This window comes from Micromonospora sediminicola (assembly GCF_900089585.1).
GTDB classification, from domain to species: Bacteria; Actinomycetota; Actinomycetes; order Mycobacteriales; family Micromonosporaceae; genus Micromonospora; species Micromonospora sediminicola.
Genome location: NZ_FLRH01000004.1, coordinates 1,222,709 through 1,239,448, shown reverse-complemented (window position 1 = coordinate 1,239,448; position 16,740 = coordinate 1,222,709). Strand labels below are relative to the sequence as shown.

Below are 16,740 nucleotides of genomic sequence, written 5' to 3'. Positions count from 1 at the left end.
GCTTAGGCCATCCGATTGACGAGTGCCGGCGTGGACCGGTGCAGGCGCTGTCGTGTCCGGAGCGCGTACACGAAGTAGGCGACCGACGAGGCGACCGCCGCGCCGACGGCGCCGGCCCACGGGATGAGGAGAACGTACAGCACGACCGACACGGACATGGTGACGAGGGCGACGGCCGTGGTCGCCCCCTCGCCGCTGCGCTTGAGCAGCGCCGCGCTCCACGTCTTGCCGGCCGACAGCGCCAGTGTCCCGGGCAGCAGGAGCAGCCCGAAGACCCATGCGTTCCGGTAGTCCGGGGACAGCACCCCGAGGACCGCCAGGCCGACGACGGCGAGCGCGGCGATCGGGAACGCACCCTTGACGACCTCGCGACCGTGGTCACCGACGGCGGCCGGGTCGCGTTCGGCCAGGATCCGCTGCGCCCGCACCACGGCGCCCGACTGCGCGAACTCCAGCGCCGCCACGGCCAGCGCGAACACGCCGAGCGGACCCGCGCCGGCGAACCGGGCCACCAGCACCTGACCCAACCGGTACGTCAGCATCTGCGCGCACACTCCGACATGCAGGCGGCCCACCGCGAGCAGGTCCGCCCGGTACTCCTGTCGCCCGGCCGTTGCCGCCGCCACCGGCCCGGACCGCCGCGCCCAGGCCAGTACCGCCACGCCCAGCACGGCCGCGGTGCCGACCTGCACCCCCAGCCACAGCTCGCTCCACAGTCCACCGTCGAGCCGCCGGCCCAGCCAGAGCAGCCCGTAGCCCGCCACCAGCACCGCGCCGCCGAGGGCACGCATGGCGTAGACGAACCAGAACCGGCGCAGCCGCAGACCCAGCGAGGCGGCGGTGTTGAAGACGGTGAGGGCGCAGCCGGCCGCGATGGCCACCGGGTGGCTGCCCAGACCGGCCGCCGTGGTCAGCGCCGCCGCCGCGAGCGCCGTGAGACCGAGTGACACGGCGAGAATGCCGGCGATCCACCCCCGGCCCCGGGACATGATCCAGCCGGCCGGGCGGGAGAGCAGGAAGGTGTCGACGGAGAGACCGCCGAGCGCGGCACCCACCGTGGCGCTCACCATGTTCGCGGCGAGTTCCCCCCGCTCCGCCGCCGGCAGGGTCACCGACACCAGCGCGGCGAGCCCGGTCAGGCCGAGGGCGACGAGGTAGAGACGCTCGGGGGAGACGAGACGCCGCGCCAGGTCCACCACGGTCCTCCCCCAGGATGCGCGGATGTGCGGGCACGACGAGTCCACGTCGCCGGCCTGTTCTACCCGACCGGAGCGGCCCTCCGCAATCGCCGGCGACCGGGGTACGGCTCGGGCCGGCCGGTTCCGGGCCGACCGGTAGGCTCACGCCTCGTGGACCTGGCCCGCTACCGCGACGTGATCGGCCGGCGGTGGACGATCGTGGTGGCGCTCGCGTTGCTGGGCGGCGTCGTCACCGGAGTTCCGGCCGCGCGCCGGGACCCCGTCTACCGCGCCGAGACGCAGCTGCTCGTCACGTTCGCGGCCGAGGGAGCCGCCCCGCCGCAGCCCCGCCCGTCCGCGCCGGAGGCCGGCCGGCTCATGCAACGGCGGGTGAAGACGTACGCCACCATGATGAACACGCCCCGGCTCACCCGCCCGGTGATCGACTCACTCCGCCTGCCGTACACCACCGACGACCTCGCCACGCGCGTCGTGGCGTCGTCCACGGTGAACGCGCTGGCGATCGACGTGGCCGTCACCGACCGGTCGGGTACGACGGCCGCGGCGATCGCCGACGCGCTCGCCGCCGAGCTGCAACGGATCGCCCGGCGTGACCTGCCCCCCGCCGGGCTGGGGCTGAAGGCCCAGGTCGCCGTGGTCCGGCCCGCCGTCGCGCCGCAGCGCCCGGAACCGGTGTGGTGGCCGCTGCACACGCTCGGCGGCGCGTTCGGCGGGCTCGCGATCGGCCTCGGGGTCGCGCTGGTGCTCGGCTACCGCCGCGCCGGCACGCCGGTCGGCGCGGATCTGCGTACCGTCTGGGCGGCGGTGCGGCGGCGTCCGGTCGCTTCCGGGCCGGACGTGCACGGGCCGGACGTGCACGGACCGGACGTGAACGGGCCGGACGTGAACGGGCCGGAGTCGGACGGGCCGGAGCCGGACGGCGATGCCGACGACTTCCCGCCCGGCGTCGACCCGTCGGCGTCCGACGGCGACCGGCCCGACCCGGTGCGGCCGACGCCCGGCGGAGCGTCCGTGGCCACCTCGCCGCCGCCCGGCGAGGAGCCGGATCAGGACGACGGGCGGGTGGCCAGCCCGGCGGTGAAGGCGCGGCAGGTGCCGTAGTCGGGTAGCAGGCCCGCGTCGCGTGCCTCGGCCAGGCTGGGCGCGGCCGCGTCCCGGTCGGAGAGCAGCGGTGTCCCCGCCGGCCAGTCGATCGCCAGTTCCGGGTCGAGGGGGTGCACGGCACGCTCGACGGTCGGGTTGTAGGTGGTGGAGCAGAGATAGCTCAGCGTGGCGTCGTCGGTCAGCGCGCAGAAGCCGTGCCCCAGGCCCTCGCCGAGATAGACCGCCCGCCGGTCGACGTCGTCCAGGCGCACCGCCTCCCACCGGCCGAAGGTCGGCGAGCCCACCCGGACGTCCACGATCACGTCGACGACGGCCCCGCGTACGCAGGTCACGTACTTCGCCTGGCCGGGCGGTACGTCGGCGAAGTGGATGCCGCGCACCACCCCCCGCGCGGAGACCGAGAGGTTGCCCTGCGCCAGCCGCAGCGGGTGCCCGACCGCGTCGGCGAGGTGGTCGAACCGGTACCACTCCAGGAACAGTCCGCGGGAGTCGCCGTGTTGCCGGGGCGTGATCTCCCAGGCGTCCTCGATGCCCAACGGCCGGACCTTCACGAGCCGCTCCCCACGGTCGACCCCTCGGCCAGCAGCCCGAGCAGGTATTCGCCGTATCCACTGCGGGTCAGCGGGTGGGCCAGCGTCCGCAGCCGGTCGTCGTCGATCAGGCCGGACCGCCAGACCACCTCCTCGACGCAGCCGATCTTCATGCCCTGCCGTTCCTCGATCACCCGGACGAACTCGGCGGCCTGCATCATCGAGGTGAACGTGCCGGTGTCCAGCCAGGCCGTGCCCCGGTCCAGCACGGTCACCGACAGCTCGCCCCACTCGCGGTAGGTCTCGTTCACCGCCGTGATCTCCAACTCGCCCCGGGCGCTGGGGGTGAGCTTGCGGGCGATGTCGACCACCCGGTTGTCGTAGAAGTAGAGGCCGGGCACCGCGTACCGGGACCGGGGGCGGGCCGGCTTCTCCTCGATCGACAGCACCCGGCCGGCCGCGTCGAACTCCACCACGCCGTAGTCGCCCGGGTTGGCGACCGGGTAGGCGAAGACGCGGGCGCCGGCCGGGTCGCCGTGCTGCGCGAGCTGCCGGCCGAGGCCGACGCCGTGGAAGATGTTGTCGCCCAGGATCAGAGCGACCGCCTCGTCGCCGATGAAGTCCGCGCCGAGCAGGAACGCCTGCGCGATGCCCTCCGGGCGGGCCTGCTCGGCGTACTCCAGCCGCAGTCCCCACTGGGCGCCGTCGCCGAGCAGCCGCTCGAACTGGGCCCGGTCGTCCGGCGTCGTGATGATCAGAATGTCCCGCACGCCGGCCATCACCAGCGTGGAGAGCGGGTAGTAGACCATCGGCTTGTCGAACACCGGCATCAGTTGCTTGGACACGGCCCGGGTGATCGGCCAGAGCCGGGAGCCGGTGCCGCCGGCGAGCAGGATTCCACGCACCCGCGGAGGGTACCGGTCACGGCGCGTCGCGCGGGTGCCCGTCGTCGGCCCCGGCCTGCGCCGCGGCTTCGCGTAGACTCCCAATCCCGTGAGGATCCTCGTCACCGGCGGCGCCGGCTTCATCGGGTCGGAGTACGTGCGGATGCTGCTGGGCGTGCCCGGCGGCGACGCGGCCGAGGTGACGGACCTGGCGCCCGCCGGGGTGACCGTGCTGGACAAGCTCACCTACTCCGGCAACCCGGCCAACCTCGCGCCGGTGCGCGACGACCCCCGGCTGCGCTTCGTGCAGGGCGACATCTGCGACCCGGTGACGGTCGACGCGGTGGTGCCCGGGCACGACGTGGTCGTCCACTTCGCCGCCGAGTCGCACGTGGACCGGTCCATCACCGGGGCCGCGCCGTTCGTCACCACCAACGTGCTGGGCACCCAGACCCTGCTCGACGCCGCGCTGCGCCACGGGACCCGGCGGTTCGTGCACGTCTCCACCGACGAGGTCTACGGCTCGATCGACTCCGGCTCGTGGACGGAGGACTGGCCGCTGGCGCCGAACTCCCCGTACTCGGCCTCGAAGGCCGGCTCGGACCTGCTGGCGCTGGCCTACCACCGCACCCACGGCCTGGACGTGGTGGTCACCCGTTGCTCCAACAACTACGGGCCCTACCAGTACCCGGAGAAGGTCGTCCCGCTCTTCGTCACCAACCTGCTCGACGGCGGCACCGTGCCGCTCTACGGCGACGGCGGCAACGTCCGGGACTGGCTGCACGTGCACGACCACTGCCGGGGCATCGCGCTGGTGCAGGAGAAGGGGCGGGCCGGCGAGGTCTACCACATCGGCGGCGGCACCGAGCTGACCAACCGGGACCTCACCGCCCGGCTGCTCGCCGCGTGCGGCGCCGACTGGGACCGGGTCGTGCCGGTGACCGACCGCAAGGGCCACGACCGCCGCTACTCGCTGGACATCACCAGGATCAGCACAGAGCTGGGGTACGCCCCGAGCATCGACCTCGACCGGGGCCTGGCGGAGACGGTGCGGTGGTACCGGGACAACCGGGCCTGGTGGGAGCCGCTGAAGACGGCGACCCGCGGGTGAGCCGGCTGCTCGTCACCGGCGCAGGCGGGATGCTCGGACGGGACCTGCTGGCCGTGCTGCGCACCCGCCCGGACCTCACCGTCACCGCCGCCACCCGCGCCGACCTCGACGTCACCGACGAGCGGGCGGTGCGGGCGGCGGTCGCCGGCCACGACGTGGTGCTCAACGCCGCGGCGTGGACCGATGTGGACGGCGCCGAGACCCGGGAGCCGGCGGCCACGGCGGTCAACGGCGCGGCGGTCGCCCACCTGGCCCGGGCCTGCGCCCTGGCCGGGGCCCGGATGGTGCACGTCTCCACCGACTACGTGTTCCCCGGCGACGCCACCGAGCCCTACCCGGAGGACGCGCCGACCGGTCCGGTGAACGCGTACGGGCGCGGCAAGCTCGCCGGCGAGCGGGCGGTGGCCCGGCTGCTGCCCGAGACCGGGTACGTGGTGCGCACCGCCTGGCTCTACAGCACCTCGGGCCGCAACTTCGTCACCACCGTGCTGCGGCTGGCCGCCGAGCGCGACCACCTCGACGTGGTCGACGACCAACGGGGGCAGCCGACCTGGTCGTACCGGCTCGCCGAGCGGCTCGTCGCGCTGGCCGACGCGGCGCTGGCCGGCGACGCGGCGCCGGGGACCTACCACGGCACCGCCGCCGGCGAGACCACCTGGTACGGGCTGGCCCGCGCGGTGTTCGTCCTGCGCGGCCTGGACCCTGACCGGATCCGCCCGACCACCAGCGACCGTTTCCCGCGCCCGGCGCCGCGTCCCCGCTACAGCGTGCTGGCCCACGGCCGGTGGGCCGCCGCGAAGCTGCCGCCGCCGGGGCCGTGGCACGCCGACCTGGCCGAGGCGCTGGCGCGCTGACCGCCGTCGGGCCTCAGCGACCGCCGCCCCGGAAGACCTCCGCCACGGTACGCAGAACGATCTTGATGTCGAGCCAGAGCGACCAGTTCTCCACGTAGTAGTTGTCGAACCGGGCGCGGTCCGAGATCGGCGTGTCCCCGCGCAGGCCGCTGACCTGTGCCAGGCCGGTGAGCCCCACCGGGACGCGGTGGCGCATCGCGTAGGTGGGGTACTCCACGGAGAACTTCTCCACGAAGTAGGGCCGCTCGGGCCGTGGCCCCACCACGCTCATCTCGCCGCGCAGGATGTTCCACAGCTGGGGCAGCTCGTCCAGCGAGGTGCGCCGCAGGAACCGGCCGATCGGTCCGACCCGCCGGTCGTGCGCGATCGACCAGGTGGTCTGCGACTCGTGCTCGTCGGCGGGACGCATGGTGCGGAACTTGACGACCTGGAACGGCTCGCCGTAGCGGCCGATCCGCTCCTGCCGGAAGAAGATCCCGCGCCCGCCGTCGAGGAACGTGGCGAGCGCGCAGAGCAGCAGCAGCGGGCTCAGCAGGATCAGCGCGACCACCGCGAAGAGCACGTCGGAGGCGCGCTTGACCCACCACCGTGGACCGCTCAGCGTGGTGTCGCCGATCTTGACGATCGGGATGGCCCCGATGTGGTCCGGGTGGCCGCCCTGGGACCGGGAGCCCCACAGCCGCGGCACCGCCCACAGGTCGCAGCGGGAACTCGCCGGTCGGAGCAGCGCCTCCATCAGGTCGGACTCGGAGCAGTCCGGGTCGGCGATGACCAGGACCTCGCACTCCACCATCGTGACCAGCTTCTCGACGTCGTCGATGGTCCCGATGAGCGGCAGCGCGCCCAGGCGCGGCCGCGACGGCGCGTCCACCGCGCCCACGAACCGCAGCCCGTACTGCGGGTAGCGGCGCAGCAGCCGGGCGAGTTCCGCGCCGATCGGGCCGCCGCCGACGACGATCGCGTTGTGCTCCACCCAGCGCCGCCGCCGGGCGAGCAGCACGATCCGCGAGTTGACCGCCCGGCCGATCACCACCAGCCCGGCGGAGAGCGCGAGGCCGCGCATGAAACCGCCGAGGTAGACCACCGAGTCGTGGCGCAGCGCGGCGATGATGGCCACCACCGCGCCGGCGGCGAGCAGGCGCCCGCCGAGACTGGGCAGCTCGTCCAGGATGCTGATGTGCCGGCGGGGTCGGTAGAGCCCGCCGGTGGCGAGCAGCCCTACGGTGAGCGCCGCGTTGGACAGCGTCCCGCGCCAGTAGTCCTGGGTCAGCAGCAGCGGTGCGAGCAGCGCGGCGACGTCGATGGGCGCGGTCACCATCCAGGCCCGCAACCGCCGGGTACGCGTCGAGGCCCGGGTGCCGGCGTACGGCAGCACCGTGGTCGTGTCCATACTGCCGGTCATCGATGTGACGCCCGGCGGCTGCGCGGCCGGATGCTCGTACGCCGGTAGGCGTGGCATGGTGGATCCTCCCCCGTGACGCCCCGGTCCTCTGCCGACAGACCCGGGGCGATCGCAGGATATGAGCGGCCCCGCCCGCCCGCCAGAGCCGCCACGGCAGTTCGACGTCCTACTTTCCGCTGACCGCCAGGATGTCCGGGACCGAGTCCCGGCGGACCGCGTCGAACAACGTCTTCGACCGGACCGGGTCCGGGAACACCACGCTCTCGCTGCCGACCCGGCCCGTCCCCTTCACCGGGCAGGTGAAGAACGTCAGGTTGCCGCTGCGCAGGCCACGCATCTCCATCGCCAGGTCCACCAGGGACAGTGACTTGTCGACCGCCACGGAGTTCGACGTGGCCCGGACGAACGAGTTGAGCTTGGCCGGGTTGGTCAGCACGCCGCCGGAGGCCGCCTTGTCCAGGATCGCCTTGATCACCTGCTGCTGGTGGCGGATGCGCGCGAAGTCGCCGTCCGGGAAGGCGTGCCGCTCCCGCGCGTAGTCCAGCGCGGCGGCGCCGTCCATGGTCTGCCGGCCCTGCTTGAAGGTCCGGGTGCCGATCAGCGAGTACTTCGTGGTGAAGCCCTTCTCCACGTCGATCTCGACGCCGCCGAGCGCGTCGATGATCTCCTTGAAGGCGGCGAAGTCCACCATGGCCACGTTGTCGACCCGGACCCCGCTGAACTTCTCCACGGTCTGCACCATCAGCGGCACGCCGCCCCAGGCGTACGCGGCGTTGATCTTCGCGTCGCGACCGCCCCGGCCCTCCCTGGACTTCGGCACCGCCGTCCAGGTGTCCCGGGGGATCGAGATGAGCTGTGCGCTGGACCGGTCCTTCGGCAGGTGGGCCAGGATGATGGTGTCGCTGCGCGACCCGCCGGTGCTCTCCGGATCGCGGGAGTCGCTGCCCAGGATCATGATGTTCATCGCGCCCTTGGCCGCGACCGGCGGCCGGGACGCCTCGGGCACGCCTTCGAACGCGTCCACCCGTTCGATCGACTTGTCGACCGACCGGTAGTAGAGCCCGCCGGCCAGGGCGCCACCCCCACCCAGCAGCACGACGACGAGCAGCAGGATCAGCGCGATCCGCAGGCCCCGGCGACGCCGGGGCGTCTTCTCCTCCGGGCCGTCCGGCTCCACGTCGGACGTCGCGGGGTGGGTGTCGGAACCGGCGAGGGGCTGGCGATCGGACATGCCCGGGATGCTACTGATTCGCGTTCCGCCGCGGTGACCCTCATCCGGACGGCCGATGCCCACCGGCCCGGCCGGCCCGGCGCTCCCCACCGGACCGACGTCGCCCCGGGCGGGCCTTGTCGCCGGACCGTGGAGGATAGATGATGGCCGAAACGAGACGTCGACCGAGGAGTCGAGATGCAGGTGATCCACCAGCCACGGGTGGCGTGGGACACCGCCCGGGTGATCGGCGGCGCGTTCCACGACGACCGGCTGTTCGACTGGCTCCGGCACGAGTTCGACGCCCTGTTCGGCGCCGCCGCCGGGGAGGCGCTCGCGGAGAGTCGCGAGCGGGTCCGCCACGCCGGTGACGCCCGGGTGTCGGTCGAGACCGGCCTGTGGCGGGTCCGGCTGGAGGACGCGTTGCGGCAGCGCCCGGAGTTCGCCGGCGACCTCGCCGGGATCACCTCGGTCGCCCGCGCCCACCGGCCTTAGCTTTCGCTTAGCCCGCTTGTCCGCCGACCAGCCGGTCCGGCAGCATCGACCGGCGTGACCGACGGCAGCGCGCCCCACCCACCGATCCCCGCCGGCGCCGAGCGCCCGCCCGCCGTGCCCGGCCGCCGCCGTGCCCCGGCCCGGGCCCGCCGCCGGCTCGCCGCGGCCGGCCTGGCCGCGCTCGCCGCCGTGGTCGCGGTGACCCTCGCGGTACGCGGCGGCGCCGCCCCCGCCTGCGCCGCCCCGCCGGTCGGTGCCGCCCCGCCGCTCGGCGCCGGCGCGCACACCGGGAAGGCCACCTTCTTCGACTCGAAGGGCGCCGGCGGCAACTGCTCCCGGCCCGCCGCGCCCACCAACCGGCTCTACGTCGCGCTGGGCCCCAGCGAGTACGCGGCCGGTGCGTCCTGCGGCGGCTTCCTCGACGTCACCGGCCCGCGCGGCACCGTCCGGGTGCTCGTCATGGACCAGTGCCCGGAGTGCGCGCCCGGTCACCTCGACCTCTCCGCCGAGGCGTTCGCCCGGATCGCCGACCCCGTGCAGGGTGTCGTCCGGGTCACCTACCGGGCGGTGGTGGACCCGGCGCTGCCCGGCCCGCTCACCTTCCGGATCAAGGAAGGCGCCTCCCAGTGGTGGTTCGCCGTCCTCGTCGGCGACCACGGCAACCCGCTGCGCTCGGTGGAGGTCCGGCAGAACGGGTCGTGGCGGGCGGCGGACCGGGAGGACTACAACTACTGGCTGATCCCCTCCGGCGCCGGCCCCGGCCCGTACACGATCCGGGTCACCGACGTGTACGGCCACCGCGTGACCGCCACCGGCATCCGGATGGCGCCGGGTCAGGTGCAGCGCAGCACGGTCCGGATGTACGGCGCGGGTGCCGTCACGACCACCCGGCCGGCGAAGCCGTCCCGCTCCCCGTCCGTCCGCCCCACCAGCGCGTCCCCGTCCCCGCCCCCGTCATCCCCGTCCGCGCCCACCCCGTCCACGCCCACGCCCGTCGTGGAGGCCGCCGCCCCGGGCGCGTGCGCCTGACCTTCGTCGATCACGGAGTTGTGGCGCCTCGGATGTCGGATCAGTGGACTTTGTCAGGTGCCACGACTGCATGATCGACGGATCCGGGGCGCGCGGGGAGGTCGAGCCACATGAGGATCTCGTCGCGGGAGTCGGTGGGGGACAGGCGGAGCGCGGCGGGCAGGCGGCCGATCTGCCGGTAGCCGAGACGCCGGTAGAAGCGGTCCAGGCCGAGACCGTCGCGGACGGTCACATGCAGCGCCTCCACGCCCAGGGCGCGGGCGACCCGCTCGGCCTCGCGCATCAGCGCCGCGCCGTACCCGCGTCCCTGGGTTTCGGGGTGCACCATGACCCGCTTGAGCACCCGCCAGTGCGTCTTCAGGTGGAACCGGTTGTCCGCGACGACCACGACGGCGGCCAGCCGTTCGCCCGCGTAGCCGACCAGCAGCCGGTCCGGCCCGTCGGCGACCTCGGCGAGCGTCGACTCGGCGACCGGCCGCACCTCGGCCTCGGTGACCGGGGCGACGAAGCCGACCGCGCCCCCGGCGTTGGTCACGTCCACCCACAGGTCGACGAGCTGTTCGCGCAGCTCAGGCGTGAGGTCGGGGTCGAGTACGAAGCGCAGGTCCACGTCGCCATCCTGCGGGACGGCACCCGTGGATCGGGGTAGTTCGTGATCCTCGCGACAGGCCTTCGTGGCGCCGACGGTCACCGGCTGAGGTGGGACCGCACGGAGTGCAGCCATCTGAGCTCGCGGGAGACGTGTTCGAGCGCCTCGGCGGCTTCCGCCGCGTCCACGGGAGCGTGCTTGATCCGCTCGGCGGCGAGCAGCCGGCTCTGTTGCAGCGCGGCCACCATGACGGACCGGTCGACAGGGCCGTACGCGCCGACGAACAGCCACAGGCGTGCGGCGATGTCCGGTACGGGGTCGAACCCGGCGGCGCGGAGCTGTTCCGGCGGCGCGAGCGGCACGAACTCCCACGCCGCCGCGGCCAGGTCGACCAGGGGATCGACCGGGCCGGCGGCGTCCCAGTCGATGAATCCGACCGGCACGCCGCTCCGGTAGACGGTGTTCCACGGCCCGAGATCGCCGTGCGAGACGAGCTCACCCTGCCGCGGGGGATGCGGGACGAAGCGATACTCCGTGCTGGTCGGTCGGAAGCCACGCGCGGCGTCGTGGAGTTGACGCACCAGAGCCGCGGTGGCGACCAGGGCGGCCTCGGACCGGGCGTAGGCCGGCAGCCGCTGCACCGTCCCCGGCCGCCAGTCCGGGTCGACCGGCACGTCGCCGTCGATGAAGGTGAGGACCTCGCGGTGTCCTTCGAGTCCGAGGAACCGCGGCGCCCCGTCGAATCCCGCAGCCTCCAGGTGCCGCAGGTGTTCGTGCACGGCCTCGGACCAGGGGCCGGTGGGCCGTAGGACCTGTCCTCCGCGTCGGCCGATGCCCTGCGTCATCCGGCCCGCCTGAAGCGGGACCTCACTCCCGGGAAAGGGCCGCTCAGGACTCACCCGGGAAGGATAGACGTCGACCATGGTCAGAGGCGGCGGATGACCAGCCCTGGCTTGACGTCCGCGGCGGCCGAAAGATGCGCGATGTCCTCCGGATCGCTGGTGAAGACGATCGCGCCGTACGCCAGAGCAATGGTGACGACGCTGGCGTCGACCACGTCACGGGTGCCGGCCTTCCCGCACAGGACGCCCGCCGACTTCGACAGTTCAAGGCCGACCGGGACGACCTCACAGCTGTGCAGGAACCGGCCGAGCTGCACCTGACGGCGTGCGTCGCGCCACGCCTGGCCGACCACGACGGAGGGGATGATCAGGCGTCGCCCCTCTTCGAGAGCCAGGTGGTGGATCGCCCAGATCCGCCGATCGTTGCTGTCGATGGCGAGCAGAACCCCGGCGTCGTAGACATAGGGGATGTTCACGCGGCTGCCTGACCAGGCGCGCTGAGCGCCTGAGCGTCGGCGGCGGCCATCTCCGCGCGCGCCGCAGCAATCTCCTCCACGGTGAACGCACCGTGTTCGGCTTGCCAGTCGGCGACCAGTCGCCGCCCGACCCGCCGCCGCAGCTCACTCTCCGCCGCGCTGGCGACCAGCCGTGACAGTGGGATGCCATCTTCCCGGGCCGCCGTGCCAAGCGCCTCCACCAACTCCTCGGGGAGGGTAACCGTGACCTTCTTCACCGCCATACATGCACCATACCCTGATATGGCGCCTCATGCGGCTCCTCCAGGCTGCCGCCACCGGTCTGCCGTCAATGTCCCGCCCGGGTCCATCAGGCCTCGACGTCAACGACGACCTTGCCCGCCCCGGCGCCCCGGGCGACCAGTTCGTGCGCCTCCGCGACGGTGTCGAGGGTGAAGCGGCGCGGGTCGAGTCGTGGACGCAGCGCGCCGGCGTCGGCAAGTGCGGCGCCCTCGCGCAGGATCTCCCCATGATGTTCCCGGCCCTGTCCGGTCAGCATGGGCAGCAGGGTGAACACTCCGGAGTAGGTCGCCCCGCGGAACGACAGCGGTGCGAGGGAGTGCGACCCCCACCCCAGCGCGCTGACGACGTGTCCCTCATAGGTGCGCACCGCCGCGAACGAGGCGTCCAGCGTCGGGCCGCCCACGGTGTCGACGACGATGTCGAACCCCTGACCCGCGGTGTGGGTCCCGACGTACTCCTCGACGCCGCTGACGCGGTAGTCGATGGGCACCGCGCCCAGGCTCCGGATGACCTCGATGCTCGACGAACTGCCCGTCGCGTACACCTCGGCGCCGCGGGCGCGGGCGAGTTGGATCGCGACGTACCCGACGCCGCCGGCGCCGCCGTGCACCAGCACCTTCTGCCCGGCGCTGACCCCGGCCCGGTCGACCAGCCCCTCCCAGGCGGTGATCAGGGCCAGCGGCAGCGCGGCGGCCTCGCGCATGGAGAGCGCCCCCGGCTTGCGCGCCAGCAGCCGGCAGTCCACGGCGGCGTACTCCGCCAGCGAGCCCTGCAAATCGGCCACGCCACCGGTGAGTCCGTACACCTCGTCGCCGGGCTGGAAGCTCGTGACGTCCGGACCCACGGCGACGACCACCCCGGCGAGGTCGAGGCCGAGCACCGCCGGCGGACGGACTCGGGCGTGCGGAGCCTGGCCAGCCTGGATCTTGGTGTCCAGCGGATTGACGCCGCTGGCGACGATGCGCACGAGCACCTGGCCGGCGCCGGCGGTGGGCAGGTCGATCTCGTCGACCCGCAGGGGCGAAGCGAACTCCCGCAGTACCACGGCCCGCATGATCAATCAAACCTTCCTGTCGTGGGAACGCCGGGCGCGGAAGGCCCCGCTCCAGCCCGCTTCGTGGCAGCTGATCGGGAGGCCCGGCCTGGAGCCCTAAGCAGGTCGACATGCCCGATTCAAGCCGGCTCGGAGAATTTCTCCGGGCCTACCGCGGTCGGGTGGACCCGAAAGAGGTCGGACTGTCCGGGTGTGGCGGCCGGCGGGTGCTGGGGCTGCGCGGACGGGATTCCCGCTACGTTGCGGGTCGTCGCAGCGCGTCCATGACGAGGTCGAGCAGGTGGCTGCTGCGGGTCTCGAAGTTCTCGTCCGGACTGATGCGCCAGAGGAAGCCAACCAGCAGCAGGAGATCGTCGGCGGTCACGTCGGCGCGGACGTCGCCGGCCTGCTGGCAGGCGCGCAGCAACGTGCCCATGGCGTCGACGACCGGGTCGTACCCCTCGGTGGCGAGCTGCTCCCTGGTGGAGCTGTTCAAGGCGCCGGCCAGGCCGTGCTTGATCCTGCCGTAGCTGCCCAGTTCGTCGAGCCATCGCCGTAGCGCGGCGAGCGGAGGGTTGCCGGCGGCCAGCCGGGGCGCGGCGTCGACGAGGTCCTGGACGTCGCGTCGGTGTACCGCCAGGACGAGCGCTTCCCGGTTGGGAAAGTTGCGGTACAGGGTGCCCTGACCGATGCCGGCGAGCTTGGCTATCGACTGCATCGAGGCGTCGGGGTCCTGCTCCAGGGCGGTGCGCGCGGTGTCGAGGATTCGGGTCCTGTTGCGCTCGGCATCGGTCCGCCGACTCGGTGCTTTCGACCGGTCACCGGTGCTGCGATCCATGTCACTCCTGTTCACTGGCGAAGTGGACATGTGTCCGCTAACGTCGAGGGCATGCGGACACCTGTCCGCTTAGGGCTCCATCCTAGCCACCGGCATCCGCCCCCAGGAGTGGAGAACGACACCATGACAGACACAGGCAAGACAGGTATCCGGAACAAGGTCGTCGCCGTCACCGGCGCCAGCAGCGGAGTCGGCCGCACCGCCGCGCTGGCCCTGGCCGCTCGCGGGGCGACGGTCGTCCTCGGCGCCCGGCGGAGCGACCGCGTCGAGCGGCTCGCCGGTGAGATCCGTGAACGCGGCGGCCGCGCCCTCGCCCTGGCGACCGACGTGCGGCGGCGCGACGACCTGGTCCGAATGGTCGACGCGGCGGTCACCGAATTCGGCCAGCTCGACGTTCTGGTCAACAACGCCGGCATCGGCCCGATCTCTCCGCTGGACGCCCTGCGCGTCGATGAGTGGGACGACATGATCGACGTCAACCTGCGCGGTGTACTGCACGGCATCGCCGCTGCGCTGCCGGTCTTCCGCCGCCAGGGGTCTGGACACCTGGTGACGGTGGCGTCCACCGCCGCGTACCGCACCGTTCCCGGGCAGGCGGTGTACTCCGCGACGAAGACTGCCGTGCGAACGGTCTGCGAAGGGCTGCGGCAGGAGGTCGGCGACACGGTACGCGTCACCGTCGTCTCCCCGGGCTTCGTCCACACCGACTTCGTCCACGCGGTCGCCGACCCCGACACCCGCGCCGCGCTGTTGGCCAGCCGCGACGCCATGGCGCTGGATCCCGCGGCGATCGCGGACGCCATCGCGTACGCGGTCGCCCAGCCGGATCAGGTCGACGTCAACGAGATCGTGGTACGGCCCACCGCGCAGCGGTGACGGCAGAGGCGGTGGGGCGTCGCGGATCGACGTCCCACCGCCGTCCGGCTTCCCGGCCACGTCTAAGGGGTGGGGCCGGCGGGACTCGAACCCGCACTGGTGCGGACCTAAACCGCATGCCTCCTGCCAATTGGGCTACGGCCCCATCACCGTGCACACCGGTGTCACGGCCCAAGGATCGTAAACCACGGCCGGAGCCGCGGCCGTCGGCGCACGGCCGTCCTCGCCGAGGGCTGTCAGTCGAGCCCGAGGTCCCGGCGCAGCTTGGCGACGTGGCCGGTGGCCTTGACGTTGTAGAACGCGTGCGCGACCCGGCCCTCCTCGTCCACCACGAACGTGGAGCGGATCACGCCGGTGACTGTGCGGCCGTACATCTGCTTCTCGCCGTACGCGCCGTACGCGGTCAGCACCGCCTTGTCCTCGTCGGCGACCAGGGGGAACGTGATGGCGTCGCGGTCGCGGAACTTGGCCAGCTTGGCCGGCTTGTCCGGCGAGATGCCCACCACCTCGTAGCCGGCGGACTGCAGCGAGGCGAGCGAGTCGCGGAAGTCGCACGCCTGCTTCGTGCAGCCGGGCGTCATGGCGGCCGGGTACGCGTACAGGATGACCTTGCGGCCGTGCAGGCCGGTCAGGGAGAGGGTTCCGCCGTCGTCGGTGGGAAGGGTGAACTCGGGGGCGGGGTCGCCGGGCTTCAGGCGGTCGGTCATGGCGGTGACGATACCGCCGCGCCCGGGTCGGTGACCGGCGGCGACACCCGGCCGAGCGTGATGATCACCATGCCTTGTTGCAAGGGATTGGCAACAACCCCCTGCCGGAAATAGGCTCACCTCGTGGAAACCCTGGCGATGCACATCTCCAACGGGATCATCGACGGTCCCGTCGCCGCGATCTTCGCGGCCTTCGCGCTCGCCGCGCTCACGTTCTGCGTGCTGCGCGGCCGGGCCGACCTCGACGACCGGTTGGCGCCGATGGCCGGTCTGGTGGCGGCGTTCATCTTCGCCGTGCAGATGCTCAACTTCCCGATCTTCACCGCCGGGGTGAGCGGCCACCTGCTCGGCGGCGCGCTGGCCGCGCTGCTGGTCGGCCCCTGGGTCGGCGCGCTCTGTGTGGCCGTGGTGCTGGTCGTGCAGGCCCTGGTCTTCGGCGACGGCGGGGTGGCCATGCTCGGCCTCAACATCACCAACATGGCGATCCTCGGCACCGCCGCCGCCTACCTGCTGATCGCGCTGCTGCTGCGGGTCCTGCCGCGTACGCCCGCCGGGCTGGCGGTCACCGCGTTCGTCTCCGCGCTGGTCAGCGTCGTGGTCGCGTCCCAGGGCTTCGTGCTGCAGTACTGGCTGGGTGGCACCACCGACCTCGGCGGCAACCTGGGCGGGCTGGCCGGCACGATGGCCGTCGCCCACCTGCTGATCGGCATCGGCGAGGGCCTGATCACCGCGACCACCGTGGTCACCGTCGCCAAGGTCCGCCCCGACCTGGTCTATGCGCTGCGCGCCCTCAAGCCGGCCGTGCCGGCTCCCGCCGTCCCGGTCGCCGGAGGTGCCCGATGAGCAAGCGTCCCTGGCCGTTCCTCCTCGGTGGCCTGCTGGTGGCGCTGCTGCTGGCCGGCGTGGTCAGCAACTACGCCTCGTCGCACCCGGACGGGCTCGACTCGTCGCTGCTCAAGGGCTGCACGGTGAACGCCGACGACGAGATCACCGGCGGCAGCTGCCCGGCCCAGCAGGCCAAGGACCACGAGCTGGCGGACAGCCCGCTGGCCGACTACGGCGTACGTGGGATCGGCAACGACTTCCTCTCCACCGGCCTGTCCGGCGTGCTCGGTGTGCTGCTCACCTTCGCGGTCGGCGGCGGCCTGTTCTGGCTGGCCCGCCGTCGCGGTCCGGCCCGCGCCACCGCGACCGGCCCGACCACCGACGCCGCGGACCCGGTGGGCGCCACCGCGACCGGTACGCCCCGGTCCACCGACGGCCGCTGAGCCGGGGAGGT

Annotated in this window: 20 protein-coding genes and 1 tRNA gene; 8 read left to right on the top strand and 13 right to left on the bottom strand. The window is 73.0% G+C overall.

Features of this window, described 5'->3' with window-relative positions; genetic code table 11:
• Positions 1 to 2: 2 nt before the first annotated feature.
• Entirely contained in the window at positions 3 to 1,196 is a 1,194-nt protein-coding gene (locus GA0070622_RS27300; RefSeq protein WP_245666849.1) for a hypothetical protein, read from the bottom strand.
• A 153-nt stretch (positions 1,197 to 1,349) separates the two neighbouring features.
• Between GA0070622_RS27300 and GA0070622_RS27295 the strand changes: the two genes are divergently transcribed.
• Complete coding sequence (locus tag GA0070622_RS27295; RefSeq protein ID WP_245666848.1) at positions 1,350 to 2,300, top strand: YveK family protein; 951 nt, start codon at positions 1,350 to 1,352, stop codon at positions 2,298 to 2,300.
• On the opposite strand, the gene GA0070622_RS27290 is transcribed toward GA0070622_RS27295, so the two are convergent.
• Positions 2,246 to 2,854: a dTDP-4-dehydrorhamnose 3,5-epimerase family protein gene (locus GA0070622_RS27290; RefSeq protein WP_091580958.1), complete on the bottom strand. Its 609-nt coding sequence runs from the start codon at positions 2,852 to 2,854 to the stop codon at positions 2,246 to 2,248. The two genes, GA0070622_RS27295 and GA0070622_RS27290, sit on opposite strands and share 55 nt — an antisense overlap.
• A complete protein-coding gene (gene rfbA, locus GA0070622_RS27285; protein WP_091580955.1) occupies positions 2,851 to 3,738 on the bottom strand; it encodes a glucose-1-phosphate thymidylyltransferase RfbA in 888 nt (295 codons plus the stop codon). The genes GA0070622_RS27290 and rfbA overlap by 4 nt, the downstream gene beginning before the upstream one ends.
• A gap of 88 nt (positions 3,739 to 3,826) precedes the next feature.
• Here rfbA and rfbB point away from each other — a divergent pair, with 88 nt between their 5' ends.
• Both rfbB and rfbD read left to right on the top strand, forming a co-directional pair.
• A complete protein-coding gene (rfbB, locus tag GA0070622_RS27280) occupies positions 3,827 to 4,828 on the top strand; it encodes a dTDP-glucose 4,6-dehydratase (RefSeq protein WP_091580951.1) in 1,002 nt (333 codons plus the stop codon).
• Positions 4,825 to 5,682, top strand: coding sequence for a dTDP-4-dehydrorhamnose reductase (rfbD, locus tag GA0070622_RS27275; protein WP_091580948.1), 858 nt, complete (start codon positions 4,825 to 4,827; stop codon positions 5,680 to 5,682). Before rfbB ends, rfbD begins: the two co-directional genes overlap by 4 nt.
• 13 nt (positions 5,683 to 5,695) lie before the next feature.
• On the opposite strand, the gene GA0070622_RS27270 is transcribed toward rfbD, so the two are convergent.
• Positions 5,696 to 7,141 (bottom strand): sugar transferase, encoded by a 1,446-nt coding sequence (locus GA0070622_RS27270; RefSeq protein ID WP_091580942.1) that lies wholly within the window; start codon positions 7,139 to 7,141, stop codon positions 5,696 to 5,698.
• A 109-nt stretch (positions 7,142 to 7,250) separates the two neighbouring features.
• Positions 7,251 to 8,315: an LCP family protein gene (locus GA0070622_RS27265; RefSeq protein ID WP_091580939.1), complete on the bottom strand. Its 1,065-nt coding sequence runs from the start codon at positions 8,313 to 8,315 to the stop codon at positions 7,251 to 7,253.
• A 177-nt stretch (positions 8,316 to 8,492) separates the two neighbouring features.
• On the opposite strand from GA0070622_RS27265, the gene GA0070622_RS27260 reads away from it, so the two are divergent.
• On the top strand, positions 8,493 to 8,789 hold the full coding sequence (locus GA0070622_RS27260; protein WP_091580936.1) for a hypothetical protein: 297 nt from the start codon (positions 8,493 to 8,495) through the stop codon (positions 8,787 to 8,789).
• Positions 8,790 to 8,843: 54 nt separating this feature from the next.
• Positions 8,844 to 9,818, top strand: a complete 975-nt coding sequence (locus tag GA0070622_RS27255; RefSeq protein WP_091580931.1) for an expansin EXLX1 family cellulose-binding protein — start codon at positions 8,844 to 8,846, stop codon at positions 9,816 to 9,818.
• A 40-nt stretch (positions 9,819 to 9,858) separates the two neighbouring features.
• On the opposite strand, the gene GA0070622_RS27250 is transcribed toward GA0070622_RS27255, so the two are convergent.
• From GA0070622_RS27250 to GA0070622_RS27225, 6 genes are all read right to left on the bottom strand, one after another.
• Entirely contained in the window at positions 9,859 to 10,428 is a 570-nt protein-coding gene (locus GA0070622_RS27250; RefSeq protein ID WP_091580927.1) for a GNAT family N-acetyltransferase, read from the bottom strand.
• Between the two features lie 77 nt (positions 10,429 to 10,505).
• Complete coding sequence (locus tag GA0070622_RS27245; protein ID WP_141684637.1) at positions 10,506 to 11,252, bottom strand: phosphotransferase; 747 nt, start codon at positions 11,250 to 11,252, stop codon at positions 10,506 to 10,508.
• An 80-nt stretch (positions 11,253 to 11,332) separates the two neighbouring features.
• Complete coding sequence (locus tag GA0070622_RS27240; protein ID WP_091580918.1) at positions 11,333 to 11,725, bottom strand: type II toxin-antitoxin system VapC family toxin; 393 nt, start codon at positions 11,723 to 11,725, stop codon at positions 11,333 to 11,335.
• The gene (locus tag GA0070622_RS27235) at positions 11,722 to 11,988 is read right to left on the bottom strand and encodes a ribbon-helix-helix domain-containing protein (protein WP_091580914.1); all 267 of its coding nucleotides are present in this window, start codon (positions 11,986 to 11,988) and stop codon (positions 11,722 to 11,724) included. Before GA0070622_RS27235 ends, GA0070622_RS27240 begins: the two co-directional genes overlap by 4 nt.
• An 86-nt stretch (positions 11,989 to 12,074) precedes the next feature.
• A complete protein-coding gene (locus GA0070622_RS27230) occupies positions 12,075 to 13,061 on the bottom strand; it encodes a zinc-dependent alcohol dehydrogenase family protein (protein WP_091580910.1) in 987 nt (328 codons plus the stop codon).
• A gap of 235 nt (positions 13,062 to 13,296) precedes the next feature.
• Positions 13,297 to 13,878, bottom strand: coding sequence for a TetR/AcrR family transcriptional regulator (locus GA0070622_RS27225; RefSeq protein WP_091580906.1), 582 nt, complete (start codon positions 13,876 to 13,878; stop codon positions 13,297 to 13,299).
• Positions 13,879 to 14,001: 123 nt separating this feature from the next.
• Between GA0070622_RS27225 and GA0070622_RS27220 the strand changes: the two genes are divergently transcribed.
• A complete protein-coding gene (locus GA0070622_RS27220; RefSeq protein ID WP_091580902.1) occupies positions 14,002 to 14,754 on the top strand; it encodes an SDR family oxidoreductase in 753 nt (250 codons plus the stop codon).
• A 70-nt stretch (positions 14,755 to 14,824) separates the two neighbouring features.
• On the opposite strand, the gene GA0070622_RS27215 is transcribed toward GA0070622_RS27220, so the two are convergent.
• Positions 14,825 to 14,899, bottom strand: a tRNA-Leu gene (locus tag GA0070622_RS27215).
• 91 nt (positions 14,900 to 14,990) lie between these two features.
• Positions 14,991 to 15,461, bottom strand: a complete 471-nt coding sequence (bcp, locus tag GA0070622_RS27210; protein WP_091580896.1) for a thioredoxin-dependent thiol peroxidase — start codon at positions 15,459 to 15,461, stop codon at positions 14,991 to 14,993.
• Between the two features lie 123 nt (positions 15,462 to 15,584).
• Between bcp and GA0070622_RS27205 the strand changes: the two genes are divergently transcribed.
• Both GA0070622_RS27205 and GA0070622_RS27200 read left to right on the top strand, forming a co-directional pair.
• The gene (locus GA0070622_RS27205) at positions 15,585 to 16,304 is read left to right on the top strand and encodes an energy-coupling factor ABC transporter permease (RefSeq protein ID WP_091580891.1); all 720 of its coding nucleotides are present in this window, start codon (positions 15,585 to 15,587) and stop codon (positions 16,302 to 16,304) included.
• A complete protein-coding gene (locus tag GA0070622_RS27200) occupies positions 16,301 to 16,729 on the top strand; it encodes a PDGLE domain-containing protein (RefSeq protein WP_245666847.1) in 429 nt (142 codons plus the stop codon). Before GA0070622_RS27205 ends, GA0070622_RS27200 begins: the two co-directional genes overlap by 4 nt.
• Positions 16,730 to 16,740 lie beyond the last annotated feature (11 nt).

Excerpts from the sequence above, each read along its gene's own strand:
- GA0070622_RS27270 (WP_091580942.1), bottom strand. The coding sequence starts at position 7,141 with ATGCCACGCCTACCGGCGTACGAGCATCCGGCCGCGCAGCCGCCGGGC.
- GA0070622_RS27230 (WP_091580910.1), bottom strand. The coding sequence starts at position 13,061 with ATGCGGGCCGTGGTACTGCGGGAGTTCGCTTCGCCCCTGCGGGTCGAC.
- GA0070622_RS27265 (WP_091580939.1), bottom strand. The coding sequence starts at position 8,315 with ATGTCCGATCGCCAGCCCCTCGCCGGTTCCGACACCCACCCCGCGACG.
- GA0070622_RS27260 (WP_091580936.1), top strand. The coding sequence starts at position 8,493 with ATGCAGGTGATCCACCAGCCACGGGTGGCGTGGGACACCGCCCGGGTG.
- GA0070622_RS27245 (WP_141684637.1), bottom strand. The coding sequence starts at position 11,252 with ATGACGCAGGGCATCGGCCGACGCGGAGGACAGGTCCTACGGCCCACC.
- bcp (WP_091580896.1), bottom strand. The coding sequence starts at position 15,461 with ATGACCGACCGCCTGAAGCCCGGCGACCCCGCCCCCGAGTTCACCCTT.
- GA0070622_RS27235 (WP_091580914.1), bottom strand. The coding sequence starts at position 11,988 with ATGGCGGTGAAGAAGGTCACGGTTACCCTCCCCGAGGAGTTGGTGGAG.
- GA0070622_RS27200 (WP_245666847.1), top strand. The coding sequence starts at position 16,301 with ATGAGCAAGCGTCCCTGGCCGTTCCTCCTCGGTGGCCTGCTGGTGGCG.
- GA0070622_RS27220 (WP_091580902.1), top strand. The coding sequence starts at position 14,002 with ATGACAGACACAGGCAAGACAGGTATCCGGAACAAGGTCGTCGCCGTC.
- GA0070622_RS27225 (WP_091580906.1), bottom strand. The coding sequence starts at position 13,878 with ATGGATCGCAGCACCGGTGACCGGTCGAAAGCACCGAGTCGGCGGACC.